This window comes from Brucella pseudogrignonensis, from assembly GCF_031454375.1.
GTDB classification, from domain to species: Bacteria; Pseudomonadota; Alphaproteobacteria; order Rhizobiales; family Rhizobiaceae; genus Brucella; species Brucella pseudogrignonensis_A.
The window spans coordinates 476,288-501,036 of record NZ_JAVDQT010000001.1 but is presented as its reverse complement, the minus strand read 5'-3'; the positions used below and the strand labels follow the sequence as shown (position 1 = coordinate 501,036).

Sequence of the window (24,749 nt, the reverse complement as noted above, 5' to 3'; positions counted from 1 at the left end):
GTTTTGTTCTCATTTTGCAATAAGAACAAGTTATTGTTTTTAAACAATTAAGATTTTTTGTTCTTTTATTGTTCTTCTATATTAGAAAACTATAATCTTTAAAACTGTCCACGCTTTAGTTGCAAAAAGCATGGAAATTTTCCGCTTGATTCGCTGCTCACAATTGAAAACGCAGCCCTTCTTTCGAGGGACTGCGCCAAATTGCTTGAAAATAATGAAGGCGAATTATTACTGCGCGCCGCGCAGCGGAGAAATCTGAATTTCCACACGACGGTTCTGTGCACGACCTTCCGGTGTTGCATTGCTGGCAACTGGCTGACTTGCGCCATAGCCGATAACTGCAAAGCGGCGTGGATCAATGCCCTGCGAGCCAAGATAGCTTGCAACGGAAGCTGCACGACGCTGCGAAAGCCCCTGATTGTAGCTCGCGCTACCCGTAGAGTCGGTAAAGCCATACACATCAACCAGTGTCTGATTGAATTTGCGCAGAACGATCGCAACTGAGTTCAGCGTCGAATAGAACTGGCTCTTCACCTGATCCTGATCGGTATCAAATGTAATTGCCGAAGGCATGTTGAGGATAATCTGATCGCCATTACGGGTGACGGAAACGCCGGTTCCCTGCAGCTGATTGCGGAGTTCAGATTCCTGACGATCCATGTAATTACCGATAGCACCGCCACCAAGCGCACCAATACCGGCACCGATAAGAACAGCATTACGCTGTGCGCGGCTCGAACCACCGACCATCAGACCGCCGAGCGCACCAACGGCTGCGCCGATCGCGGCACCACCTGCGGTATTCGACATCTTTTCCTGGCCCGTATATGGGTCAGTCGATGTACAGCCTGCCAGAAATGTGGCCCCGATAAAGACAATTCCAAGTTTCTTCAGCATAAAAAACGTCATCCTCAATGTTCGATTCGCCGCGAATGATAACTTCGAATACGGCTGGATGGTGGCCTTAAATCCCTTTATCGCCAATTTTACAGCACATTCCAAGGCATTTTAGCCCATACGCCCACAAGAACGCAGCTGGGTTGCATAGCGGCTGGCCATGTTCTGAGCGCGCTTAGCTCCGTTCAGGGCTGTCGAGTTATTGCGCCAGACACCGCGGGCATAACCGCCATGGCCCGAATAATAGGCGAGATAGAGGCTATAAGCATCGTTACGGTTGATGCCATTTCTGCGGCTGCTTTCATTATGATACCAGCCAATGAAATGAATAGCGTCACCGAAATTACTGCGCGATGCTGTCCAGCGACCGGTTTCACGCTTGTAGCGATCCCACGTTCCATTGAGCGCTTGAGAATAGCCATAGGCAGTGGAAGCGCGTTTCCATGGAATGAAGCCGAGTAGCTTCGTGCGTGGAGGACGTGCATATGGACGGAACCCAGATTCGGTATAGATCGTTGCCATCAGCACATGCACCGGTACGCCAAACTCACGCGAAACCCGCGTTGCATCCGATTGCCAATTATTGATCCAGCCATCGCGCTGGTCAAAAACAGCGCAAACATTGCTGACCTGCCGAGGCGCAGTTGCACAACCACCAAGAATAACGAGCGCAACGAGCATCAATACGCGCGTCATGGACAAACCTCGTAGAAATTATAAAATTTGATGAATTTTAAACATTAAGTACAACTTAAGCTAAGTGCCTGATCTGTATATGGTTACCAGATTGTTTAAGCATACCGCTTTGGGTTGCCGCACCATTGTATTTATTAGAGAATAAATAAATGACGCCACCTGTGGACTAAATCCATAGGTTGCAATTTTCTTCGCTCTAAGCTGATAGATGAAGGCCGAAATGTGACTATAAGGCCTCATGAATAGCTTTAAATAGAGCAGTCAGCGTTCATCTACGACTCTGACGCTCGGCACGTAAACGCGACCAGTAATCTAGTCGCTTACGAATTTCACGCTCAAAGCCACGCTCCGGTGGATCGTAGAAAACCTGTCGGCCCATAGCCTCCGGGAAATAGTCCTGCCCCGAGAAAGCGTCTGGCTGGTCATGATCATAAGCATAACCATCACCATAGCCTTCACTCTTCATAAGCTTGGTCGGCGCATTGAGAATGTGCTTCGGCGGTAAGAGAGAACCATTCTCCTTAGCCGCGCGCATCGAGGCTTTGTAAGCCATATAAACAGCGTTGGATTTTGGAGCCGTTGCCAGATAAACGCAGGCCTGTGCCAAGGCCAGCTCCCCTTCCGGAGAGCCGAGATAATCATAAGCATCCTTAGCCGCATTGCAGATTGCAAGTGCCTGCGGATCGGCAAGACCAATGTCCTCTGCTGCCATACGAACGAGACGACGCCCGAGATAAAGCGGATCTTCACCGGCGTCAAACATGCGACAGAGATAATAAAGTGCTGCATCAGGATCAGATCCACGCACCGATTTATGCAGTGCGGAAATGAGGTTATAGTGGCCGTCCTGCCCCTTGTCATAAACAGGCGCACGACGTTGCACGACATCCTGCAACTTTTCGGCGTCAAATATCTCGCCCGGTCGGGCAGCCCGCCAGACTTCCTCTGCAAGCGTCAATGATGCGCGGCCATCGCCATCCGCCATGCGAATAAGGCTAGCGCGTGCTTCTTCATCAAGCGGTAAGGGACGCTCTTCCTGCTCTTCAGCGCGTGTCAGAAGTGTCGCAATGCTCGTTGCGTCATGTGGATGAAAAGTCAGCACCCTCGCCCGCGACAGCAAAGCGGCATTAAGTTCAAAGGATGGGTTTTCTGTCGTCGCACCAATCAGAATGACAGTCCCATCTTCCATCACAGGAAGAAAGCTATCCTGTTGCGCACGATTGAAACGATGAATCTCGTCCACAAATAACAGAGTCTGGCGACCCGACATGCGGCGCGCACGTGCAGCCTCAAAGACTTTCTTAAGATCAGCCACACCGGAAAAAATCGCTGAAATCTGCTCGAAGGCAAGTTCGGTTTCGCCTGCGAGCAATCGTGCAACCGTTGTTTTGCCTGTTCCCGGAGGGCCCCAGAAAATCATGGACCCAAGCGAACCAGAAGCGATCATCCGCGTAAGAATGCCTTCCGGCCCGGTCAGGTGTTCCTGCCCAGTAACTTCCGATAGTTGACGCGGACGAAGGCGATCGGCAAGCGGCCTGTTACGGTCGGCATTTGGATCAGCCGCAGTGGAAAATAGATCGCTCATTTCGCTTCGCTCAACGCCATAAAAACAAATGTCGTTTCAGGCATAGTCCCGCCTGAAACGACATGCAACTTTAAATGCTTAGCGATGAGGTCAGCGAACGAACTGGCGGATCAACGCACCATTGCGCTCGACTTCAAGCCGCCAAGCCAGACCACGTCCGCCATTAAGCGCCGTGGTCAAATCATTGATCGTACGGATCGGATTACCATTGATTCCGCGGATAATATCGCGCTGGCGCAAACCAAGCTGAGCTGCTTGTGAATTAACAATAACATCGGTGACAATCACACCGCGCGATCCCTCACGCAGCCGCATCTTAGAGGCCATTGCAGGCGTGATTTCCTCAACGACTGCGCCTTCAAACGGATTATCGCCTTTGATTGTTTGCTTCTGCTGTGGCTTGGCTTCTGGCTCTTTTGCCAGTTTTACCGGCAGCTTGCTGTCCTTGCCATTACGCACAATATCGAGCGTAACAGTATTGCCAATGCCTGCGGTCGAGAGGCGATAGCCGAGCACATCGATGTTATCGGCGCGCACATCCTGGACGGAAAGAACAACGTCACCGACTTTCAAGCCCGCCTGCTCTGCTGGTCCGCCCTTGGTAACAGCCGTTACCAGCACACCAAACGACTTATCCATACCAAGACTTTCAGCGACATCTGGTGTGATGTTCTGGAAAGTCGCACCAATGAAAGGACGTTCAAAACTGGTGCTGCCGCTCAACGCGGCATCGACAACGGCGCGAACCATATTCGATGGAATTGCAAAACCGATACCCACCGAACCGCCAGAGCGTGAATAAATAGCTGTGTTGATACCGATAAGGCGACCTCGCATATCGATCAGACCGCCGCCTGAATTACCGGGATTGATCGCTGCGTCTGTCTGAATGAAGAAGTCGAAATCAGAGACACCAACCTGCGTACGGGACTGCGCTGAGACGATACCGCTTGTAACAGTCTGTCCGACAGCAAATGGATTGCCGATAGCCAGAACCAGATCGCCAACTTCAACATCGTCAGAGTTACCCAGTGAAACGACTGGGAATTTCTCTTTTGCTTCAATCTTAAGAACCGCAAGATCGGTGGTCTCGTCGCGAAGCAAAACCTTGCTCTCAAGCTGGCGACCATCAGACAGAGCGACTTTGATCTCGTCTGCATCCTTGATGACGTGATTGTTGGTCACGACGATACCCGATGAATCGACGATCACACCCGAACCGAGCGATTGTTCCGTGCGTGGCTTGCCAGTACCGCCAAATTGTTTGCCGAAAAACTGCTCGAAAAATGGGTCACCCGCAAAAGGTGATGGGCGTTGCTGTACTTGCCGCGCGGCATAGACATTCACCACAGCCGGTGCGGTCTCTTTAACGAGCGGCGCAAAAGACAGCTGCATGTCGCCACGGCTCAGCGGGATATGTTTTCCCTGAACCGGCGCAGGATTGTCCTGCGCAAATGTCGGTAACACCATCATACTGACTGAAGCTAGAACAACACCCGTAATTCCCAAACGCCGCAAATTCATCCGCTCACTCCAGCTTTCCTTCTGAAACCCGATTCATCAGGTTGAGAACAATATGGAGGCAACAAGGCCAAGGATAAAGGGCTGTATTGTGGCAAACAGCATTACAGCTTTGTAATGCTTGGTGTGAGCAAAGCGCAAAAACAAAAAGGGCCGCACGAGGCGACCCTTTTTAATCATTACGAAGCGTGAATTACGCTGCGTCTGCTTCAGCAGCGGCTTCAGCTTCAACGCGTGCGCGATCAGCTTTGCCCTTTGCGTCGACATCGCGTTCAACGAATTCGACAACTGCCATCGGTGCATTGTCACCGGTGCGGAAGCCTGCCTTCATGATGCGGATGTAGCCGCCGTTACGGGTTGCGTAACGTGTAGCAAGTGTGTCGAACAGCTTAGCAACCAGCTGTACGTCGCGGATGGCGGAAATCGCCTGACGACGTGCATGCAAATCACCGCGCTTGCCGAGTGTGACAAGCTTTTCTACGATTGGACGGATTTCCTTAGCTTTAGGAAGTGTGGTCACAATCTGTTCATGCTCGATGAGCGAAGCCGCCATGTTGGCGAACATTGCCTTGCGATGCGAGGCAGTGCGGTTCAGCTTACGCTGTCCATTACCGTGGCGCATGGCCTTCTCCTTTAATTCAGTTCAGCCGGAATTGTCCGGTCTTAATATTGGTCTTCGTAGCGCTTGGCGAGATCTTCGATATTTTCAGGCGGCCAGGCTGGGATTTCCATACCAAGATGGAGACCCATCGACGCCAGAACTTCCTTGATCTCGTTGAGCGACTTGCGGCCGAAATTCGGAGTCCGCAACATCTCGGCTTCCGTCTTCTGGATCAGATCGCCGATATAGACGATGTTGTCGTTCTTCAGGCAGTTTGCCGAACGTACTGACAGCTCGAGTTCGTCGACCTTCTTGAGCAGAGCCGGATTGAAAGCGAGTTCCGCAACTTGTTCCTGCGGAGCTTCCTTCTGTGGCTCTTCGAAGTTAACGAAGACAGCCAGCTGGTCCTGAAGAATACGTGCTGCATAAGCAACTGCATCTTCACCGCTCACCGAACCATTGGTTTCGATGTTGAGCGTCAGCTTGTCATAATCAAGAACCTGACCTTCACGGGTGTTCTCAATCTTGTACGATACCTTGCGGATCGGCGAATAAAGGCTATCAACCGGAATAAGGCCGATTGGAGCATCTTCCGCACGATTACGGTCGGCAGGCACATAGCCCTTACCGGTGTTAACGGTGAATTCCATGCGGATTTCAGCGCCTTCATCCAGTGTGCAGATGACGTGTTCCGGGTTAAGGATCTCGACATCGCCAACAGTCTGAATGTCACCAGCCGTAACAACGCCCGGGCCTTCCTTGCGGACAACCATGCGCTTCGGGCCTTCGCCTTCCATACGGATGGCGATTTCCTTGACGTTCAGAACAATATCCGTGGTGTCTTCGCGGACGCCCGGAATAGAAGAGAACTCATGCAGAACGCCGTCGATCTGGACAGCGGTAACTGCTGCACCGCGAAGCGACGACAGAAGCACGCGACGCAGAGCATTGCCGAGTGTCAGACCGAAACCGCGTTCAAGCGGCTCAGCAACAACGGTTGCACGCGTGCGGGAGCCGTTGGTGATGAAGTCCACTTTGTTCGGCTTAATGAGTTCCTGCCAGTTTTTCTGGATCATGTATTTTTCCTCTATCAACTGTCGCTACTATCCAATCGTAGCGATCCTGTGAAGAACCGCAGAGGAACCCCGAAGTCACCCTCGGGGTTCATGCAGCATATAAAAGAAATTAGACCCGGCGCTTCTTGCGCGGACGGCAACCGTTGTGCGGGATCGGCGTAACATCGCGGATCGACGTGATCACAAAGCCAGCAGCCTGAAGGGCGCGCAGCGCGGATTCACGGCCAGAACCCGGTCCGCAAACCTCGACTTCGAGGGAGCGCATGCCATGTTCCTGAGCCTTCTTGGCGCAATCTTCAGCAGCGATCTGTGCGGCAAACGGGGTCGACTTACGCGAACCCTTGAAACCCTGAGCACCTGCAGACGACCAGGCAATCGCATTGCCCTGTGCATCCGTGATGGTGATCATGGTGTTGTTGAACGTCGAATTTACGTGGGCAACGCCCGACGAGATGTTTTTGCGCTCGCGACGGCGAATACGCTGGGCTTCCTTAGCCATGATAGTCCTTTCAAAACTCGATCTCGACACCGCCGTAATTCCAGCGGCTCCACCAGCCCTTTGATAAGGACCAGCACCGAACCCACCCAATCAAGGGTAAGCCCGGCAGAACGAATGGTTCTGCCGAAAATTACTTCTTCTTACCTGCGATAGCCTTTGCAGGACCCTTACGGGTACGTGCATTGGTATGCGTACGCTGACCACGAACTGGCAGCGAACGACGATGACGCAGACCGCGGTAGCAGCCAAGATCCATCAAACGCTTGATGTTCATGGAAACTTCACGACGCAGATCACCTTCAACGCGGTAATCAGCATCGATTGCTTCACGGATCTGAAGGACTTCAGCATCCGAAAGCTGATTTACACGACGGTCGTCAGCAATCCCAACTTTCGTTACGATCTGACGAGCAAATTTTGGTCCAATCCCATGAATGTACTGAAGCGCAATGATAACGCGCTTGTTCGTTGGGATGTTGACGCCAGCTATACGTGCCACGTCTGTTCTCCTTGGTTATATAAAAATCCATCTGGCAGATGCGATCAACCAGACAGCATTGTTTGACCGGTCCCGGCCTCTTACTATTTCCGCCAGAACCGACCATTCAAAACAAATTGAAGTGGCGCAGTCTTTGACGGAATCGCCCGAAAAAGTCAACTCTTAACTGTCCGTAAAGTCACCGTAGCAACCTTGCAGACATTAAAAGCAACTTTTGGAAGCGACAAACGGGCAGAAAAACACAAAATGCTTCTCTGCCCGTAATTCTTGAAGGCTCATTTGAACCTAATGCTTACCCGCTCACGCAGGAACGAGAATTCTCTCGATTTCAGCAGTAACGTCTTCGACAGGTGCCATACCGTTCAAAACGCGCAGTTCACCAGTTCCAGCATAATAGTCCGAGAGCGGCGATGTCTTTTCACGATATTCAACCAGACGCTTACGGAAAGCTTCAGGATTATCGTCAGAACGAACCTGACCACCTTTAGCAATCGTCTCGGCCACACGGCTCTCCATCCGGTTGACCAGTGCGTTCTCATCAACCTTCAGCTCGATGACCGCATCAAGCTTCAAGCCTTTACCACGAAGCATTTCACCAAGCGCTTGCGCTTGTGGAACCGTACGTGGGTATCCATCAAGAATGAAACCACTTGCACAATCCGGAGCATCAATGCGCTCCGAAACGATCTGGTTTACGATCTCATCAGAAACGAGCTGACCAGCATCCATGACGGCCTTGGCGCGCTTACCGATTTCGCTTTGCTGAGCGACTGCTGCACGCAGCATGTCGCCAGTCGAAAGCTGAGGTATTCCATGCTTCTTGGTAAGAAGTCCAGCCTGCGTCCCCTTACCTGCTCCGGGCGGCCCAAGAAGTATTAGTCTCATTTACTGCGTTTCCCACCTCTGAGTTTGGACTTCTTGATCAACCCTTCATACTGATGGGCGACAAGGTGTCCCTGAATTTGCGCAACCGTATCGAGCGTAACGCTGACCACGATCAGCAGCGACGTACCGCCAAGATAGAAAGGTACACCGGTCGCAGAAATCAGAAATTCCGGCAGAAGGCAGACAAGCACGATGTAGATAGCGCCGACAACCGTAATGCGGGTCAACACATAGTCTATGTACTCGGCTGTACGCTCGCCCGGACGGATGCCCGGAATAAAGCCGGAGTGCTTCTTAAGCTGGTCAGCAGTGTCCTTGGGATTGAACACAATCGCCGTATAGAAGAAGCAGAAGAATGCCATCAACGCAGCATAGAACAGCATATAAAGCGGCTGACCATGACCTAGGGCGTTGAGAATAGTCGTACCCCAAGCAGGCATTTCAGCCGTATTCGCAAAACCAGCAACAGTCGCAGGCAAAAGCAGAAGCGACGAAGCGAAGATCGGAGGAATAACACCAGCAGTGTTCAGCTTAAGCGGCAGGTGCGAAGTGTCGCCCTGGAACATGCGGTTGCCAACCTGACGCTTCGGATACTGGATGAGAAGACGACGCTGAGCGCGTTCAACAAACACAATGATCGCAATCAGCGCGACTGCAAGAACGATAACACCAAGGATCAGACCAGTCGACAGAGCGCCTGTGCGGCCCAGTTCCAGTGTGCCGGAAATAGCGTGCGGAAGGTTTGCAACGATACCTGCGAAGATGATCAGCGAAATACCGTTACCGATACCGCGCGCAGTGATCTGTTCACCAAGCCACATCAGGAACATCGTACCGCCAACAAGCGTGATGACTGACGAAACAAGGAACATTGGTCCAGGGTTCGTAACGATACCGTTACCCGCCTGCAAACCAACGGAAATTGCATAGGCCTGAACGATCGCCAAAAGCACAGTACCATAACGTGTGTACTGGTTGATGATCTTACGGCCCGATTCGCCTTCCTTTTTCAGCGCTTCAAGCGTTGGAACAACCGACGTCATAAGCTGCACGATAATGGAGGCAGAAATGTAAGGCATAATGCCGAGCGCAAAAATGGCCATACGACCAACAGCACCACCGGCAAACATGTTGAAGAGTCCAAGCACACCCTGGCTATGCTGCTGGAAAGCCTGCGCAAGCGCATCAGGATTGATGCCGGGTAGAGGGATGTAGGTACCAAAACGGTACACGAGCAAAGCGCCCAGTGTGAACCAGATACGCTTCTTAAGTTCCTCAGCTTTCGAGAAAGCAGAAAAATTAAGATTGGAAACTAGCTGTTCAGCAGCCGATGCCATTAAATTACTCCGGTGAAAAGTATCGGGCCCCCTACTCCAACGACACGCATTAAAAATCCGCATGCCCTCGGACAAAAGACTCTACCCAGATATGCGCATTGGCATAAATGTGCAAGCGGCGGCACTAAGGCCGCCGCTTTTATTTTTATGTCGATGCTTTATTCAGCAGCTGCTTCAGGAAGCTTTACGCTACCGCCAGCCTTTTCGATCTTTTCGATCGCGGCCTTGGAAGCACCAGCAACATCAAAAGCTACCTTAGCAGTCAGTTCACCGTCAGCAAGAACGCGAACACCATCAAGCGCACGGCGAATCACGCCAGCAGCCTTGAGGGCTTCAATGTTCACAACAGCCTTTGCATCCAGCTTGCCTGCATCAATCGCAGCCTGAACACGGCCGAGCGATACAACGTTAAAGCTCTTTGCAAAGATGTTGGTGAAGCCGCGCTTTGGCAGACGACGGTAGATTGGCATCTGGCCGCCTTCAAAGCCGTTGATCGCTACGCCAGAACGGGACTTCTGTCCCTTGACGCCGCGGCCAGCGGTCTTGCCGGTGCCGGAGCCGATACCACGGCCGACGCGCTTACGCGCTTTTACTGAACCTGGCTTGTCACGCAGATCGTTGAGTTTCATGTCTCTATCCCCTGCGTTATCAGACCTCGTCCACAACGCGGACGAGATGCTGAACCTTGGCGATCATACCACGAACTGAAGGAGTATCCTCCAGTGTGCGGCGGCGGTGCATTTTGTTAAGTCCCAGACCGATCAGCGTTGCACGCTGTTCGGCTGGACGACGGATAGGGCTTCCGATCTGTTCGACCGTAACCGTCTTACCCTTCTTCTCAGCCATCACTCAAATCCCTTGTCTATGGCGTATCCGGTGCTCGCGCACCGGACTGGCACAAACTATCGGCTATTCTTCCGAACCGACCACATCATGGCGGCGAGCCTGAAGGGTCGAGTACTTGATACCGCGCTGTGCAGCGATGTCCTTTGGATGCATCTGATGCTTCAGAGCGTCAAAGGTTGCACGAACCATGTTGTAAGGGTTCGAGGAGCCGAGCGACTTAGCAACAACGTCCTGAACGCCAAGCGTTTCGAACACTGCACGCATTGGACCACCAGCAATGATACCCTTACCGGCAGGAGCTGCACGGAGGAGGACCTTACCAGCGCCGTGACGGCCCTGCACATCGTGATGCAGAGTACGGCCCGAACGAAGCGGAACGAAAATCATGTCGCGCTTAGCAGCTTCAGTAGCCTTACGGATCGCTTCAGGCACTTCACGTGCCTTACCATGACCGAAGCCAACGCGGCCCTTCTGGTCGCCAACTACGACGAGCGCAGCGAAACCAAAACGACGGCCACCCTTAACAACCTTGGCGACGCGATTAATGTGAACGAGCTTGTCAACGAATTCGCTGTCGCGCTCCTCACGACCGCGATCTTCGCGGTTACGTTCTCTCTGTGCCATATCCTATTCCTTTATTTTTTTCCGGAAGCACAAAATATTAGAAGCTCAGACCGCCTTCGCGGGCAGCTTCGGCGAGAGCCTTCACGCGACCGTGGTAAATGAATGCACCACGATCAAACACTACTTCACTGACGCCTGCTTTCTTAGCACGCTCTGCAACCAGCTTGCCAACTGCAGCTGCTGCTGCGGAGTCGGCGCCAGTCTTGAGCTTGCCCTTCAGGTCGCCATCCAGGGTCGAAGCAGCTGCGATGGTAACACCGCGAACGTCGTCGATAACCTGAACGTAGATGTTCTTGGAAGAGCGGTGTACGCTGAGACGTGGACGGCCGTTTGCGACAGCCTTGACCTGACGGCGTACACGAGCAGCGCGACGCTGCAAAGTTTCTTTTGGCGATGCCATGACGCGCTTCCCTTACTTCTTCTTGCCTTCTTTGCGGACGATCTTCTCGCCAGCATACTTGACGCCCTTGCCCTTGTAAGGCTCGGGGCCGCGATATTCACGAATCTCAGCCGCGACCTGACCGACCTGCTGCTTGTCGATACCAGAGACAACGATTTCCGTTGGCTTTGGAACAGCAACAGTGATGCCAGCTGGCACGTCATAGATAACTTCGTGAGAGAAGCCGAGCGAAAGCTGAACATTCTTGCCCTGCATAGCAGCGCGGTAACCAACGCCGCTGATCTCAAGCTTCTTTTCAAAGCCCTTTTCGACGCCTTCGAAGATGTTTACGATCATCGAACGCGACATGCCCCACTTGGAGCGAGCTTCTTTAGACTGATCACGAGGATCGACGCTTACAGCGCCGTCTTCGAGCTTAACCAGTACTTCTTCGTGCACAACGAAAGACAATTCGCCCTTCGCGCCCTTAGCCTTGACGGTCTGACCTTCAACGCTGGCAGTTACGCCTGCCGGGACCGGCACGGGTTTTTTACCGATACGAGACATTTTTATACCTGTCTTCTATCTGTTCACTGTCAGCCGCATCAGAAGATGCGGCAGAGCAGCTCACCACCAACGTTTTGTTCACGAGCTTCATGATCAGCCATCACACCCTTAGGAGTGGACAGGATCGAGATGCCAAGACCATTCGCGACCTGCGGGATCGACTTAACCGACACGTAAACGCGACGGCCAGGCTTCGAAACGCGGGTCAGTTCACGAATGACTGGAACGCCTTCATAATACTTCAGTTCGATTTCGATCTCGGCTTTGCCGTTCACGAATTCACTCTGCGTGTATCCGCGGATGTAACCTTCAGACTGAAGAACATCCAGAACGCGAGCGCGGAGCTTAGAAGCCGGGGTCGAAACCTTGGTCTTCTTGCGGCCTACTGCGTTGCGGATACGGGTCAGCATATCGCCGATAGGATCTGACACAGACATATGCTACTCCTTACCAGCTCGACTTAACTATGCCTGGAATCTGTCCAAGCGAACCCAACTGGCGAAGCGCAATACGCGACATCTTCAGTTTACGGTAATAACCACGCGGGCGACCCGAAACTTCGCAACGGTTGCGAATACGGACCTTAGCGGAATTGCGCGGCAGTTCGGCGAGCTGGATAGTAGCGCGAAAACGCTCATCCAACGGAAGGCTCTGATCCATTACGATCGCCTTCAGACGTGCACGCTTGTCAGCATGACGCTTAACCAACTTTTCGCGGCGCTTATTGTTTTCGACTGCGCTAGTCTTGGCCATATTATTATACCTCGCTACGCTTGCCGTTACTGCCGGAATGGGAAGTTGAAGGCGCGCAGAAGAGCGCGGGCTTCATCATCCGTCTTAGCGGTCGTGCAAACGATGATGTCCATGCCCCAGATCTGATCAACTTTATCGTAGTTGATTTCTGGAAACACGATGTGTTCCTTAACACCCATGGCAAAGTTGCCACGACCGTCAAAGCTCTTCGGATTCAGACCACGGAAATCTCGAACGCGCGGAAGCGCAATCGTGATCAGGCGATCAAGGAATTCGTACATGCGGTCTGAACGAAGAGTAACCTTCGTACCGATTGGCATGTCTTCACGCAACTTGAAAGTTGCGATCGAATTACGGGCGCGAGTAATGACAGGCTTTTGACCGGCAATCAAGGCCAGATCTGCTGCAGCAACAGATGGCTTCTTCGAGTCGCCAGTTGCTTCGCCTACACCCATGTTCAGGACAACTTTGGTGATGCGTGGAATCTGCATCTCATTGTCGTACTTGAATTCTTCAAGGAGAGATTTACGAATTGTTTCGTTGTAAATCTTCTTGAAGCGTGGAAGTTCCTTAACTTCAGCCATCAGATAACCGCTCCCGAACGCTTTGCAACGCGGACCTTCTTGCCATCTTCAATGCGGAAACCAACGCGGGTTGGCTTACCGTCTTTAGGATCAGCAATTGCCAGGTTAGACAAATGGATCGGCGCTTCTTTAGTGATAATGCCGGCTTCCTGAGTCTGTGTCTGGCGCTGGTGACGCTTTACAGTATTAATACCGCGAACAAGCGCTTTGTCGTCCTTAGGCATAACCTGGAGAACTTCGCCCTTACGGCCTTTGTCCTTACCGGACAGCACGACAACGCTGTCGCCTTTGCGAATCTTTTGCATCGTCTTGCTTCCTTACAGAACTTCCGGAGCCAACGAGATGATCTTCATGTGGTTCTTAGCGCGAAGTTCGCGTGGAACCGGTCCGAAGATACGCGTACCGATAGGCTCTTTCTTGTTATCGATGAGAACAGCTGCGTTGTTATCGAAACGAATAACGCTGCCGTCTGCGCGACGGATGTCCTTAGCGGTCCGTACGACCACTGCCTTCATCACGTCGCCTTTTTTGACGCGGCCGCGCGGAATAGCTTCCTTGATCGACACCACAATGATGTCGCCCACGGAAGCATAACGCCGCTTGGAACCGCCCAGCACCTTGATGCACATGACACGACGTGCGCCGGAGTTATCCGCCACGTCGAGGTTTGTTTGCATCTGAATCATGACTGGCCGCCTTCTTTTCCTTCAGCTGGTTAAGGGCTCCTGCCCTACCTAAGCTGCGTGTTTGTAATTTAGCCTGCTGTTACGTTCGAAAGAACGACCCAGCATTTGTCCTTCGAAATTGGCTTGGATTCTTCAATAGAAACCTGATCACCAATCTTGAACTGGTTGTTTTCGTCATGCGCTTTGTATTTCTTAGACTGACGAATAGTCTTCTGGAGGAGCGGATGCGAATAGCGGCGCTCAACCTTAACTACAACAGTCTTATCATTCTTGTCGCTGACGACAACGCCCTGCAGAACGCGTTTAGGCATTATACTTGTTCCTTATGCCTTGCTTTCGGCCGCCTTCTGGCGGGCGATGGTCTTGATACGCGCAATGTCGCGACGAACTTGCTTCACGCGCGCGGTTTTTTCGAGCTGGCCGGTTGCCTTCTGAAAGCGCAGGTTGAACTGCTCTTTCTTCAGGGAACCCAACTCATCGTTAATCTGATCGAGGCTTTTCGCCCGAACGTCTGCGGCTTTCATGACTGCCCTCTTACTCTGCGATGCGCTGAATGAAGCGCGTCTTGACCGACAACTTTGCAGCGCCGAGTCTTAAGGCTTCGCGTGCCACATCTTCGGGTACGCCGTCAAGCTCAAACATTATACGACCTGGTGCAACACGTGCTGCCCAGTAGTCAACGGAACCCTTACCTTTACCCATACGGACTTCGGTTGGCTTCGATGTTACTGGCAGATCCGGGAAGATTCGGATCCATACACGACCGGCACGTTTCATGTGACGGGTGATCGCGCGGCGGGCCGCTTCGATCTGTCGTGCTGTGACGCGGTCAGGCTCTACTGCCTTCAAACCGAATGCACCGAAATTAAGATCCGTACCGCCCTTCGAGTTGCCGTGAATACGGCCCTTGAACTGCTTACGGAACTTGGTGCGCTTAGGCTGCATCATTGTTCTTTACTCCAATTTTCTCGCCGGCGGCCCGCTTTTTAAGCGTTTTCGCGGCGGCGGTTCTGATGGGAACCCTGATTGTCACCCTCAACCGCACGACGCTCAGAAGCCATTGGGTCATGCTCAAGGATTTCGCCCTTGAATACCCAGACCTTTACGCCGCAGATGCCGTAAGCAGTCTTCGCTTCAGCCGTACCGTAGTCGATATCGGCGCGCAGCGTGTGAAGAGGAACGCGACCTTCGCGGTACCATTCCATACGTGCGATTTCAGCGCCGCCCAAACGACCGGAGCAGTTGATACGAATTCCTTCGGCACCGAGACGCATTGCCGACTGAACGGAACGCTTCATGGCGCGACGGAATGCCACACGGCGTTCGAGCTGCTGTGCGATCGACTGAGCGATCAGCGTAGCGTCGATTTCCGGCTTACGTACTTCAACAATGTTGAGCGACGTATCGGAATTCGTCATCTCGGAAAGCTTCTTGCGGAGCTTTTCGATGTCCGCGCCCTTCTTGCCGATGATGATGCCCGGACGTGCAGCGTGAATGGTCACGCGGCACTTCTTGTGTGGGCGCTCGATTACGATCTTAGCAATCGCAGCCTGCTTGAGTTCGTTCTTAAGATACTCACGGATCTTAACGTCTTCATGCAGCAGCTTACCGTATTCGCCGGTATTCGCGTACCAACGCGAATCCCAGGTGCGGTTGATGCCGAGGCGAAAACCGATCGGATTAATCTTCTGGCCCATTATGCGGCCTCCCCTTTTTCCGCAACTTCGCGGACAACAATGGTGAGATGCGAAAACGGCTTTTCGATGCGGCTTGCCTTACCACGTCCACGAACGTGGAAACGCTTCATGACAATAGATTTGCCGACATAAGCTTCAGCAACGATCAGCGCGTCAACGTCGAGATCATGATTGTTCTCTGCGTTGGCGATAGCCGATTCGAGCGTCTTTTTCACTGTTTCAGCGATCCGCTTGCGCGAGAAAGTGAGATCAGCAAGTGCCGCATTTACTTTCTTGCCGCGGATAAGTGCCGCGACAAGGTTAAGCTTCTGCGGGCTGACGCGAAGCGTACGGGCGACGGCTTTCGCCTCGTTATCCTTAAGCTGGCGGGGAGCCTTGGCCTTGCCCATCTGTTACTTCCTCTTTGACTTCTTGTCCGCGCCGTGACCGTAATAGGTCCGTGTCGGCGCGAATTCACCGAACTTATGTCCAACCATTTCTTCGGAGATCGATACCGGCACATGCTTGTTGCCGTTATAAACACCGAAGGTCAGGCCAACGAACTGCGGCAAGATCGTGGAGCGACGGCTCCACATCTTGATAACTTCATTACGACCGCCCTCGCGTACCTTCTCAGCTTTCGTGAGAAGATAGCCATCGACGAACGGACCTTTCCAAACTGAACGAGCCACTTCAGACTACCTCTCTTACTTCTTGCGCTGATGACGCGAACGCATGATGAACTTGTCGGTTGCCTTGTTCGAACGGGTCTTTTTGCCCTTCGTAGGCTTACCCCAAGGGGTAACCGGGTGACGACCACCAGAAGTACGGCCTTCACCACCACCATGCGGGTGGTCAACTGGGTTCATAGCAACGCCGCGAACGTGTGGACGCTTACCGCGCCAAACCGAACGACCGGCCTTACCGTCATTGATGTTGCTGTGCTCTGGATTGGATACTGCACCAACCGTTGCAAAGCATGCACCCGAAACCAGACGCTGTTCGCCCGAGTTCAGACGCAGGATAGCCATACCCTGATCGCGACCCACGAGCTGTGCATATGCACCAGCCGAACGAGCAATCTGACCGCCCTTGCCTGGCTTCATTTCCACGTTGTGGATAATGGTACCAACTGGCATCGACGAAAGCGGCATTGCGTTGCCTGGCTTAACGTCAACGGATTGACCGGCGATAACCTTGTCGCCAGCTGTCAGACGCTGTGGAGCCAGGATGTAGCTCAGTTCACCGTCTTCGTAACGGATCAGCGCGATAAACGCTGTACGGTTAGGATCGTATTCCAGACGTTCTACCGTAGCGACAACGTCGTGCTTACGACGCTTGAAGTCTACAAAACGGTAGGAACGCTTGTGACCGCCGCCCTGAAAGCGAACAGTGATACGACCTGTGTTGTTACGGCCACCCTTCTTGGACAGACCTTCAGTCAATGACTTGACTGGCTTGCCCTTGTAGAGTTCCGAACGGTCCACGATGACCAGCTGACGCTGGCCTGGCGTGATCGGATTAAAGTGCTTGAGTGCCATTGTCTTTACTCCGTGGCCTCTCAGAGACCTGTCGAAACGTCGATGCTCTGGCCTTCAGCCAAAGTTACGATCGCTTTCTTGACATCGCTCTGGCGCCCGACAATGCCGCGGAACCGCTTCACTTTGCCTTTGCGCACAGTGGTGTTTACAGCCTTAACCTTGACGCCGAAAAGCGCTTCGATTGCAGCCTTGATTTCCGGCTTCGTCGCTTTGCGAGCTACGTTAAAGACGACCTGGTTATGTTCGGAAACAAGGGTCGACTTTTCGGTGATGACTGGGCTGACGATCACGTCATAATGGCGAAGATCGGTCATTTAAAACGCTCCTCGAGTGCTTCGACAGCTGCCTTGGAAAGCACGAGCTTGCCACGACGCAGAATGTCGTAAACATTGATGCCCTGTACTGGCAGAACATCGATGTTCGGGATGTTCGAAGCAGCGCGCTGGAAGTTCACGTCGATTTCTGCGCCGCCAATGAGCAGTGCATTTTCGAGACCGAGCTTTGCGAACTGCGACACAAGCTGCTTTGTCTTGGCTTCGGAAGCTGCCAGATCATCGATGATGATCAGGTCAGATGCCTTTGCCTTAGCCGACAGAGCGTGACGCAAGCCGAGAGCGCGAACCTTCTTTGGCAGATCGTGATCGTGGCTACGAACAACTGGTCCGTGTGCCTGACCACCGCCGCGGAACTGCGGTGCACGTGCCGAATGGTGACGAGCGCGACCCGTACCCTTCTGCTTGTACATCTTCGAACCGGTGCGGCTGATGTCGCTACGGCCCTTGGCATCATGAGAGCCCTGCTGGCGGCGAGCCAGCTGCCAGCGCACAACGCGCTGGAGAATGTCGTCGCGTGGGTCGAGACCGAAGATTTCTTCGTTGAGCTTGACCTGGCCGGCATCCTTGCCTTCAAGTGTTGTAATTGTGAGATCCATTATTCGGCTCCCTCAGTCGCTGCAGTTTCAGAAACTACAGCAGCTTCTACCTTGGCCTGTGCTGCTTGGCGCAGACCAGCTGGCTTGGGAGCATTATCTGGCAGCGATACCTTTACGGCGTCGCGAACGTAGATCCATGCACCCTTTGAACCAGGAACCGCACCGCGAACAAGGATAAGGCCGCGATCGAGGTCTGTCGAAACAACTTCGATATTCTGCGTGGTTACACGGGTCTGACCCATGTGACCGGCCATCTTCTTGCCTTTAAATACTTTACCTGGGTCCTGACGCTGACCGGTCGAGCCGTGAGCGCGGTGGGTAACTGAGTTACCGTGCGAAGCACGATGACCAGCAAAGTTATGACGCTTCATAACACCGGCAAAGCCCTTACCGATCGAAGTACCCGTCACATCGACCTTCTGGCCGGCGACGAAATGTTCGGCTGTGATTTCCACGCCGACTTCGAGCAGATTGTCAGGAGAAACGCGGAATTCCGCAACTTTCGCCTTAGGCTCAACTTCAGCCTTCGCGAAGTGACCGCGCAGAGCTTTAGTTGTGTTCTTTACCTTGGCAAGTCCAACGCCAAGCTGAACAGCCGTGTAACCATTCTTTTCAACTGTACGCTGAGCTACCACGTGGCAGTCTTCCATACGGAGAACTGTTACTGGTACATGTTCGCCGGCGTCGTTATAGACGCGGGTCATGCCCAGCTTTTGTGCAATAACACCTGAACGCATCGGGTTCGTTCCTTCCGTCCTCAAGCCGATTAAAGCTTGATCTCGACATCAACACCGGCGGACAGATCGAGCTTCATCAGCGCGTCTACAGTCTGCGGGGTTGGGTCAACGATATCGAGAAGACGCTTGTGCGTGCGCATCTCGAACTGTTCGCGGCTCTTCTTATCGATGTGCGGCGACCGGTTTACTGTGAACTTTTCGATCCGTGTTGGAAGTGGGATCGGTCCGCGTACATTTGCACCGGTACGCTTAGCAGTCGACACGATTTCGCGCGTCGAAGCGTCAAGGATCCGATGATCAAACGCCTTAAGGCGAATGCGGATGTTTTGACCGTTCATTTGATCTGTTCCTTGTTACGCGGAGCGTTTCCGGAGAAACGCTCCTGTACAAATCTAATTACTCGATGATCGAAGCGACGATGCCTGCACCAACGGTACGGCCACCTTCACGGATAGCGAAGCGAAGCTTGTCTTCCATCGCAATCGGTACGATCAGCGTTACGTCAACGGTTACGTTGTCGCCTGGCATAACCATTTCCACGCCTTCTGGCAGGGTAACAACACCGGTAACGTCAGTTGTACGGAAGTAGAACTGTGGACGGTAGTTGGTGAAGAATGGTGTATGACGGCCACCTTCGTCCTTGGTCAGAATGTATGCTTCTGCCTTGAACTTGGTGTGTGGCTTAACCGAACCTGGCTTGCAGAGAACCTGACCACGCTCAACGTCTTCACGACCAACGCCGCGAACCAGTGCGCCGATGTTGTCGCCAGCCTGGCCCTGATCGAGCAGCTTGCGGAACATTTCAACGCCGGTAACAGTCGTCTTGCCAGTTGCCTTGATGCCGACGATTTCGACTTCTTCACCAACCTTAATGATACCGCGCTCAACGCGACCGGTAACAACAGTACCACGACCCGAGATCGAGAAAACGTCTTCGATTGGCATCAGGAATGGCTGGTCAACTGGACGTTCTGGAGTTGGGATGTAGGTGTCAACAGCGTCCATCAGGTTGCGAATTGCGTCTTCGCCGAGTTCCTTCGAGGAATCTTCGAGAGCTGCAAGAGCCGAACCCTTGATGATTGGCACTTCGTCGCCTGGGAAGTCGTACTTCGAGAGAAGTTCACGAACTTCGAGTTCTACGAGTTCGAGAAGTTCAGCATCGTCAACCTGATCGCACTTGTTCAGGAACACAACGATCGCAGGAACGCCAACCTGACGAGCGAGCAGGATGTGCTCACGGGTCTGTGGCATTGGGCCGTCAGCTGCCGAAACAACGAGGATCGCGCCGTCCATCTGAGCAGCACCGGTGATCATGTTCTTAACATAGTCAGCGTGGCCTGGGCAGTCGACGTGTGCGTAGTGACGTGCAGGGGTTTCATATTCAACGTGTGCCGTCGAAATGGTGATACCACGAGCGCGTTCTTCTGGCGCAGCATCGATCTGGTCGTATGCCTTGAATTCACCAAAGAACTTGGTGATCGCTGCGGTCAGCGAGGTCTTGCCATGGTCAACGTGACCAATGGTGCCGATGTTTACGTGTGGCTTATTACGTTCAAATTTGCTCTTTGCCATCTGAGCTCTCCTAAAATTACAGCCTGCTCAGGCTTTTTACTGTTTGGCGTAATCAGAAATTACGCGAACTTCTTCTGAATTTCCTGTGCGACCGCGGTCGGAACCGGCTCATAGTGGTCGAACTGCATGGTGTACTGCGCACGGCCCTGAGACATCGAACGCAGGTTGTTCACGTAACCAAACATGTTGGCGAGTGGAACGTTTGCGTTGACGACCGTAGCAATGCCACGAGCTTCCGTACCGGAAATCTGACCACGACGCGAGTTCAGATCGCCAATTACGTCACCGACGTAATCTTCCGGAGTTACGACTTCGACCTTCATGATCGGCTCGAGGAGCTGAGCACCGGTCTTCTGCGCGCCTTCACGGAATGCAGCGCGAGCAGCGATTTCGAAGGCGAGAACAGACGAGTCAACGTCATGGTATGCGCCGTCGATCAGGGTGGCTTTCACGCCGAGCATTGGGAAGCCAGCAAGTGGACCCGCGCCCATGACGCTTTCGATACCCTTCTGAACGCCTGGGATGTATTCCTTAGGAACAGCACCACCAACGATCTTGGATTCGAAGATGAAATCATCGCCTTCATGTGGTTCGAAAACGATCTTGACGCGAGCAAACTGACCCGAACCACCCGACTGCTTCTTGTGGGTGTAATCGATTTCAGCGGCACGTGTAATCGTTTCACGGTAAGCAACCTGCGGCGCGCCGACGTTTGCTTCAACCTTGAATTCGCGCTTCATACGGTCGACGAGAATGTCGAGATGAAGTTCACCCATACCAGCGATAATTGTCTGGCCGGATTCTTCATCAGACTTAACGCGGAACGAAGGATCTTCAGCAGCCAGACGGTTGAGCGCGAGGCCCATCTTTTCCTGGTCAGCCTTGGTCTTTGGTTCAATCGCGATTTCGATAACCGGATCTGGGAATTCCATGCGTTCAAGAATAACCGGCTTCAGTGGATCGCAAAGCGTATCACCTGTTGTGGTTTCCTTGAGGCCAGCCAGAGCAACGATGTCGCCTGCGAAAGCTTCTTCGATGTCTTCACGGCTGTTGGAGTGCATCTGCAACATACGGCCGATACGCTCACGCTTGCCCTTAACGGTGTTTTCGAGCGAAATGCCCTTGGTCAGCTTGCCCGAGTAAATACGAGCGAATGTAAGCGAACCAACGAACGGATCGTTCATGATCTTGAATGCGAGCATCGAAAGCGGTGCTTCATCCGAAGATTCACGGGTGGTTTCGGTTTCCGTCTTAACGTCGATGCCCTTAATTGCAGGAACTTCGACTGGGGATGGGAGGAATTCCACAACAGCGTCGAGAAGCGGCTGAACGCCACGGTTCTTGAATGCTGTACCGCAAAGGATTGGATGGAACTTAACAGCAATCGTACCCTTACGGATCAATGCGCGAAGCTGTTCATTCGAAGGCATGTTGCCTTCAAGATAAGCTTCCATTGCAGCTTCGTCGATTTCCACTGCCAGCTCGATGAGCTTTTCGCGGTACTCTTCAGCCTTATCCTTAAGGTCTGCAGGAATTTCACCAACGGTCGCAGCTGCGCCGATTGTGCCGTCCCAGGTCAGGGCCTTCATTTCGATCAGGTCGATAACGCCCTCGAACTCGTTTTCAGCGCCGATTGGCAGCTGAACTGGAAGAGCGATTGCACCAAGACGCGAGCCAACCATTTCTACGCAACGGTAGAAGTCAGCACCGATCTTGTCCATCTTGTTGACGAAGACCATACGTGGAACGTGGTACTTCTCAGCCTGACGCCAAACGGTTTCAGTCTGCGGCTCAACACCAGCATTCGCATCGAGAAGAGCGATTGCGCCATCGAGAACGCGGAGCGAACGCTCAACTTCGATCGTGAAGTCAACGTGGCCCGGGGTGTCGATGATGTTGAAGCGACGCTTCTTGCCATCCTGACCCTGCCAGAACGTGGTCGTAGCAGCGGACGTGATGGTGATACCGCGTTCCTGTTCCTGCTCCATCCAGTCCATGGTGGACGCGCCATCATGGGTTTCACCAATCTTGTGGTTCTTACCGGTGTAGAACAGAATACGCTCGGTCATCGTCGTCTTACCGGCGTCGATGTGAGCCATAATACCGAAATTGCGGTAGTCTTCGATTTTATATTCGCGGGCCATGTTTTTGCTCTTTGAATAGGGTTCGACGATTACCAGCGGTAATGCGAGAATGCGCGGTTGGCTTCAGCCATGCGGTGCGTGTCTTCACGCTTCTTCACAGCAGAACCACGGTTGTTTGCAGCATCAAGCAATTCACCGGAAAGGCGATCAATCATTGTGGTTTCATTACGACCGCGAGCGGCGTTGATCAACCAACGAATGGCAAGTGCCTGGCGGCGTTCTGAACGCACATCGACCGGAACCTGATAGGTTGCACCACCAACGCGGCGCGAACGGACTTCAACGTGCGGAGCAACATTGTCGAGCGCCTGATGGAACAGCGCGACCGGCTCTGACTTTGCCTTGGCTTCGATTGCCGACAACGCACCGTAAACGATGCTTTCTGCAACCGACTTCTTGCCATGAAGCATAACTGCATTCATGAACTTGGTGATTACGAGATCACCGAACTTTGGATCCGGATTAATCTCACGCTTTTCAGCTTTATGGCGTCTGGACATTTCGTCTCAACTTTCAATTACATCGGGCTCAACTCGCCATTATGGCGGCCGGTATCCCCGGAAAATTCTTACTTAGGACGCTTCGCACCGTACTTCGAACGACGCTGCTTACGGTTCTTAACACCCTGTGTATCGAGTACACCACGGATGATGTGGTAACGCACACCTGGCAAATCCTTGACGCGGCCGCCGCGGATCATAACCACGGAGTGCTCCTGAAGGTTGTGACCTTCACCAGGGATATAACCGATGACTTCAAAGCCATTGGTGAGACGAACCTTGGCAACCTTACGAAGAGCCGAGTTAGGCTTCTTAGGGGTTGTCGTATAAACGCGGGTGCAAACGCCGCGCTTCTGTGGGTTTGCCTGCAGAGCAGGAACCTTATTACGCTTTACCGGCGCAATGCGCGGCTTGCGGATCAACTGGTTTACGGTAGGCATTGAACCTTCCTCTATAAAAAATCTCGTAACAGAGCCCAATAAGGGCCGTTCCACCGGAGTGAACATGCACAAATTCGGGATGAGCCACTCCATCAGCGGCCAACCCGAACAAAAGCAGAGGAAGCATAAGCTTCATGCGAACGGCAAGTTGCATTTCGATCGTAAAACGAACCCTGTTTGAGGCGAACTCCAGAGCGTGTCGCTCCGAAAAGACCAGCCTCACATCGGCTCAGATAGGCTGCTGATACGCGTTAACAGGCGTTTCGTCAAGGGCAACGGGGTAAGTTTCTTTTGGACGGGCCGCAAACGGGGTTTTGGAGCACCGTTGACAGTCAGTTGGGCCAATTCAATCGGCATATCTCAAATATTTGGGAGACAAAACTGTCATTTTCTTGTGTCAGCATAGCATCTGACATCAACAGAGTTTATTGAAGCACATCTGAGTCGAAAAGCAACGCCATTTTAAGGGATTCTTAATGTCATCCACCACCCCATCCACAGAAAATGATTCGCCGCTGGTACATCTGGTCATCGCTGATGTCTGGAATGAAGGCGAAGAAGAATCTATCGAAGTTCATATTCTTCTCAAGTCGAACGAAGACGAAGATCTAGTTCAGACCGTTCTCGCGATCCTTGCTGAAGAAGGCTATAATGAAGCTGAATTGGTTGAGATGGGCACTATCACTGAAGAGCCTGAAGAAGAGCCGCACAAAAGTGCATGGCACACTGCCCTCACCGGCGAAGTTGCGCTGATCGAATTTGATGGTGAAGAAGAAGACGAGTAAAATTATTGGGCGATAGGTATTCATACCTGCCGCCCATTTTCATTCAAATAACGGCAGTCTACAAATATATAAACGGGTGGGGAATAATGACCATATACAAATACGAAGATCTTCCGAACCTTACAAGACGTTCCATACAAATTTATACGATACTTGTTGTAGCAGCGCATAATAGACAAATACTGACATATAAAATAGTGGCTAACTTGATCGGCTACAGAGGTGCGGGTGTCTTAGATCGCCAGTTAGGTTTGCTCCTCCACTGGTGCGAACACAATAATCTTCCTCCTCTTACGAGCATTGTCGTAAACACAAAAACCGGAATTCCCGGGGAAGGATTTCAACTCGAGGATATGAACTCCGCAAGAGAGAAAGTCTTTGCGTTTAA

The 24,749-nt window shown here is 52.6% G+C and carries 36 protein-coding genes; 1 reads left to right on the top strand and 35 read right to left on the bottom strand.

The features are described from left to right. Positions 1 to 228 precede the first annotated feature (228 nt). The 35 genes from J2782_RS02435 to rpsL form a co-directional block, all read right to left on the bottom strand. Positions 229 to 897 (bottom strand): YiaD family glycine zipper/OmpA-like lipoprotein, encoded by a 669-nt coding sequence (locus tag J2782_RS02435; RefSeq protein ID WP_310009967.1) that lies wholly within the window; start codon positions 895 to 897, stop codon positions 229 to 231. A 111-nt stretch (positions 898 to 1,008) separates the two neighbouring features. Continuing rightward, positions 1,009 to 1,593 (bottom strand): transglycosylase SLT domain-containing protein, encoded by a 585-nt coding sequence (locus J2782_RS02430; protein ID WP_310009966.1) that lies wholly within the window; start codon positions 1,591 to 1,593, stop codon positions 1,009 to 1,011. A 268-nt stretch (positions 1,594 to 1,861) separates the two neighbouring features. After that, complete coding sequence (locus J2782_RS02425; protein WP_310009964.1) at positions 1,862 to 3,178, bottom strand: replication-associated recombination protein A; 1,317 nt, start codon at positions 3,176 to 3,178, stop codon at positions 1,862 to 1,864. A gap of 90 nt (positions 3,179 to 3,268) precedes the next feature. Further along, positions 3,269 to 4,702, bottom strand: coding sequence for a DegQ family serine endoprotease (locus tag J2782_RS02420; RefSeq protein ID WP_310009962.1), 1,434 nt, complete (start codon positions 4,700 to 4,702; stop codon positions 3,269 to 3,271). A gap of 190 nt (positions 4,703 to 4,892) precedes the next feature. Then, entirely contained in the window at positions 4,893 to 5,321 is a 429-nt protein-coding gene (gene rplQ / locus J2782_RS02415; protein ID WP_024897030.1) for a 50S ribosomal protein L17, read from the bottom strand. Positions 5,322 to 5,362: 41 nt separating this feature from the next. Then, positions 5,363 to 6,376 (bottom strand): DNA-directed RNA polymerase subunit alpha, encoded by a 1,014-nt coding sequence (locus J2782_RS02410; protein ID WP_250040976.1) that lies wholly within the window; start codon positions 6,374 to 6,376, stop codon positions 5,363 to 5,365. Positions 6,377 to 6,485: 109 nt separating this feature from the next. Next, on the bottom strand, positions 6,486 to 6,875 hold the full coding sequence (rpsK, locus tag J2782_RS02405; RefSeq protein ID WP_024897028.1) for a 30S ribosomal protein S11: 390 nt from the start codon (positions 6,873 to 6,875) through the stop codon (positions 6,486 to 6,488). Positions 6,876 to 7,005: 130 nt separating this feature from the next. Continuing rightward, complete coding sequence (gene rpsM, locus J2782_RS02400; protein WP_024897027.1) at positions 7,006 to 7,374, bottom strand: 30S ribosomal protein S13; 369 nt, start codon at positions 7,372 to 7,374, stop codon at positions 7,006 to 7,008. Between the two features lie 300 nt (positions 7,375 to 7,674). Then, positions 7,675 to 8,259: an adenylate kinase gene (locus tag J2782_RS02395; protein WP_310009961.1), complete on the bottom strand. Its 585-nt coding sequence runs from the start codon at positions 8,257 to 8,259 to the stop codon at positions 7,675 to 7,677. Beyond that, on the bottom strand, positions 8,256 to 9,596 hold the full coding sequence (secY, locus tag J2782_RS02390) for a preprotein translocase subunit SecY (protein ID WP_250040979.1): 1,341 nt from the start codon (positions 9,594 to 9,596) through the stop codon (positions 8,256 to 8,258). Before secY ends, J2782_RS02395 begins: the two co-directional genes overlap by 4 nt. A 158-nt stretch (positions 9,597 to 9,754) precedes the next feature. Beyond that, positions 9,755 to 10,225 carry a 50S ribosomal protein L15 gene (gene rplO, locus J2782_RS02385; RefSeq protein ID WP_250040981.1) on the bottom strand — a complete coding sequence of 157 codons (471 nt, stop codon included), beginning with the start codon at positions 10,223 to 10,225 and terminating at the stop codon, positions 9,755 to 9,757. A 19-nt stretch (positions 10,226 to 10,244) separates the two neighbouring features. Next, positions 10,245 to 10,442: a 50S ribosomal protein L30 gene (rpmD, locus tag J2782_RS02380; protein WP_094504974.1), complete on the bottom strand. Its 198-nt coding sequence runs from the start codon at positions 10,440 to 10,442 to the stop codon at positions 10,245 to 10,247. Between the two features lie 63 nt (positions 10,443 to 10,505). After that, entirely contained in the window at positions 10,506 to 11,066 is a 561-nt protein-coding gene (rpsE, locus tag J2782_RS02375; RefSeq protein WP_024897023.1) for a 30S ribosomal protein S5, read from the bottom strand. Positions 11,067 to 11,103: 37 nt separating this feature from the next. Further along, entirely contained in the window at positions 11,104 to 11,466 is a 363-nt protein-coding gene (gene rplR / locus J2782_RS02370; RefSeq protein WP_064320721.1) for a 50S ribosomal protein L18, read from the bottom strand. Between the two features lie 12 nt (positions 11,467 to 11,478). Further along, positions 11,479 to 12,012 (bottom strand): 50S ribosomal protein L6, encoded by a 534-nt coding sequence (rplF, locus tag J2782_RS02365; RefSeq protein WP_250040982.1) that lies wholly within the window; start codon positions 12,010 to 12,012, stop codon positions 11,479 to 11,481. A 38-nt stretch (positions 12,013 to 12,050) separates the two neighbouring features. Then, a complete protein-coding gene (gene rpsH / locus J2782_RS02360) occupies positions 12,051 to 12,449 on the bottom strand; it encodes a 30S ribosomal protein S8 (RefSeq protein WP_007875325.1) in 399 nt (132 codons plus the stop codon). A 10-nt stretch (positions 12,450 to 12,459) separates the two neighbouring features. Continuing rightward, on the bottom strand, positions 12,460 to 12,765 hold the full coding sequence (gene rpsN, locus J2782_RS02355; RefSeq protein WP_024897020.1) for a 30S ribosomal protein S14: 306 nt from the start codon (positions 12,763 to 12,765) through the stop codon (positions 12,460 to 12,462). 26 nt (positions 12,766 to 12,791) lie between these two features. Further along, a complete protein-coding gene (rplE, locus tag J2782_RS02350) occupies positions 12,792 to 13,349 on the bottom strand; it encodes a 50S ribosomal protein L5 (RefSeq protein ID WP_250040984.1) in 558 nt (185 codons plus the stop codon). Then, positions 13,349 to 13,654: a 50S ribosomal protein L24 gene (gene rplX / locus J2782_RS02345; protein ID WP_250040986.1), complete on the bottom strand. Its 306-nt coding sequence runs from the start codon at positions 13,652 to 13,654 to the stop codon at positions 13,349 to 13,351. The genes rplE and rplX overlap by 1 nt, the downstream gene beginning before the upstream one ends. Positions 13,655 to 13,666: 12 nt before the next feature. Beyond that, positions 13,667 to 14,035, bottom strand: a complete 369-nt coding sequence (gene rplN / locus J2782_RS02340) for a 50S ribosomal protein L14 (protein ID WP_094504980.1) — start codon at positions 14,033 to 14,035, stop codon at positions 13,667 to 13,669. A gap of 68 nt (positions 14,036 to 14,103) precedes the next feature. Beyond that, positions 14,104 to 14,346 (bottom strand): 30S ribosomal protein S17, encoded by a 243-nt coding sequence (gene rpsQ / locus J2782_RS02335; RefSeq protein WP_250040987.1) that lies wholly within the window; start codon positions 14,344 to 14,346, stop codon positions 14,104 to 14,106. Between the two features lie 12 nt (positions 14,347 to 14,358). Continuing rightward, positions 14,359 to 14,559 (bottom strand): 50S ribosomal protein L29, encoded by a 201-nt coding sequence (rpmC, locus tag J2782_RS02330; RefSeq protein ID WP_187544594.1) that lies wholly within the window; start codon positions 14,557 to 14,559, stop codon positions 14,359 to 14,361. 10 nt (positions 14,560 to 14,569) lie between these two features. Continuing rightward, positions 14,570 to 14,983 (bottom strand): 50S ribosomal protein L16, encoded by a 414-nt coding sequence (gene rplP, locus J2782_RS02325; protein ID WP_024897015.1) that lies wholly within the window; start codon positions 14,981 to 14,983, stop codon positions 14,570 to 14,572. A 38-nt stretch (positions 14,984 to 15,021) separates the two neighbouring features. Then, complete coding sequence (gene rpsC, locus J2782_RS02320; RefSeq protein WP_250040989.1) at positions 15,022 to 15,732, bottom strand: 30S ribosomal protein S3; 711 nt, start codon at positions 15,730 to 15,732, stop codon at positions 15,022 to 15,024. Next, positions 15,732 to 16,121 (bottom strand): 50S ribosomal protein L22, encoded by a 390-nt coding sequence (gene rplV, locus J2782_RS02315; RefSeq protein ID WP_007875336.1) that lies wholly within the window; start codon positions 16,119 to 16,121, stop codon positions 15,732 to 15,734. The genes rpsC and rplV overlap by 1 nt, the downstream gene beginning before the upstream one ends. A 3-nt stretch (positions 16,122 to 16,124) precedes the next feature. Then, positions 16,125 to 16,403, bottom strand: a complete 279-nt coding sequence (gene rpsS / locus J2782_RS02310; protein ID WP_010659917.1) for a 30S ribosomal protein S19 — start codon at positions 16,401 to 16,403, stop codon at positions 16,125 to 16,127. A 15-nt stretch (positions 16,404 to 16,418) separates the two neighbouring features. Continuing rightward, a complete protein-coding gene (gene rplB, locus J2782_RS02305) occupies positions 16,419 to 17,252 on the bottom strand; it encodes a 50S ribosomal protein L2 (protein ID WP_250040991.1) in 834 nt (277 codons plus the stop codon). A 20-nt stretch (positions 17,253 to 17,272) separates the two neighbouring features. Beyond that, entirely contained in the window at positions 17,273 to 17,566 is a 294-nt protein-coding gene (locus J2782_RS02300; protein ID WP_007875343.1) for a 50S ribosomal protein L23, read from the bottom strand. Continuing rightward, entirely contained in the window at positions 17,563 to 18,183 is a 621-nt protein-coding gene (rplD, locus tag J2782_RS02295; RefSeq protein ID WP_250040993.1) for a 50S ribosomal protein L4, read from the bottom strand. The genes J2782_RS02300 and rplD overlap by 4 nt, the downstream gene beginning before the upstream one ends. Further along, positions 18,183 to 18,920, bottom strand: coding sequence for a 50S ribosomal protein L3 (rplC, locus tag J2782_RS02290; protein ID WP_250040995.1), 738 nt, complete (start codon positions 18,918 to 18,920; stop codon positions 18,183 to 18,185). Before rplC ends, rplD begins: the two co-directional genes overlap by 1 nt. Before the next feature lie 29 nt (positions 18,921 to 18,949). Continuing rightward, positions 18,950 to 19,258: a 30S ribosomal protein S10 gene (gene rpsJ, locus J2782_RS02285; RefSeq protein WP_002964363.1), complete on the bottom strand. Its 309-nt coding sequence runs from the start codon at positions 19,256 to 19,258 to the stop codon at positions 18,950 to 18,952. Between the two features lie 58 nt (positions 19,259 to 19,316). Beyond that, the gene (gene tuf / locus J2782_RS02280; RefSeq protein ID WP_310009957.1) at positions 19,317 to 20,492 is read right to left on the bottom strand and encodes an elongation factor Tu; all 1,176 of its coding nucleotides are present in this window, start codon (positions 20,490 to 20,492) and stop codon (positions 19,317 to 19,319) included. Positions 20,493 to 20,551: 59 nt separating this feature from the next. After that, positions 20,552 to 22,636 carry an elongation factor G gene (gene fusA, locus J2782_RS02275; RefSeq protein ID WP_250044733.1) on the bottom strand — a complete coding sequence of 695 codons (2,085 nt, stop codon included), beginning with the start codon at positions 22,634 to 22,636 and terminating at the stop codon, positions 20,552 to 20,554. A 29-nt stretch (positions 22,637 to 22,665) separates the two neighbouring features. Next, complete coding sequence (rpsG, locus tag J2782_RS02270; RefSeq protein ID WP_007875422.1) at positions 22,666 to 23,136, bottom strand: 30S ribosomal protein S7; 471 nt, start codon at positions 23,134 to 23,136, stop codon at positions 22,666 to 22,668. A 68-nt stretch (positions 23,137 to 23,204) separates the two neighbouring features. Next, positions 23,205 to 23,576 (bottom strand): 30S ribosomal protein S12, encoded by a 372-nt coding sequence (gene rpsL, locus J2782_RS02265; RefSeq protein WP_006471111.1) that lies wholly within the window; start codon positions 23,574 to 23,576, stop codon positions 23,205 to 23,207. 476 nt (positions 23,577 to 24,052) lie between these two features. On the opposite strand from rpsL, the gene J2782_RS02260 reads away from it, so the two are divergent. After that, positions 24,053 to 24,361 (top strand): hypothetical protein, encoded by a 309-nt coding sequence (locus tag J2782_RS02260; protein WP_250044731.1) that lies wholly within the window; start codon positions 24,053 to 24,055, stop codon positions 24,359 to 24,361. The last annotated feature ends 388 nt before the right edge of the window (positions 24,362 to 24,749 follow it).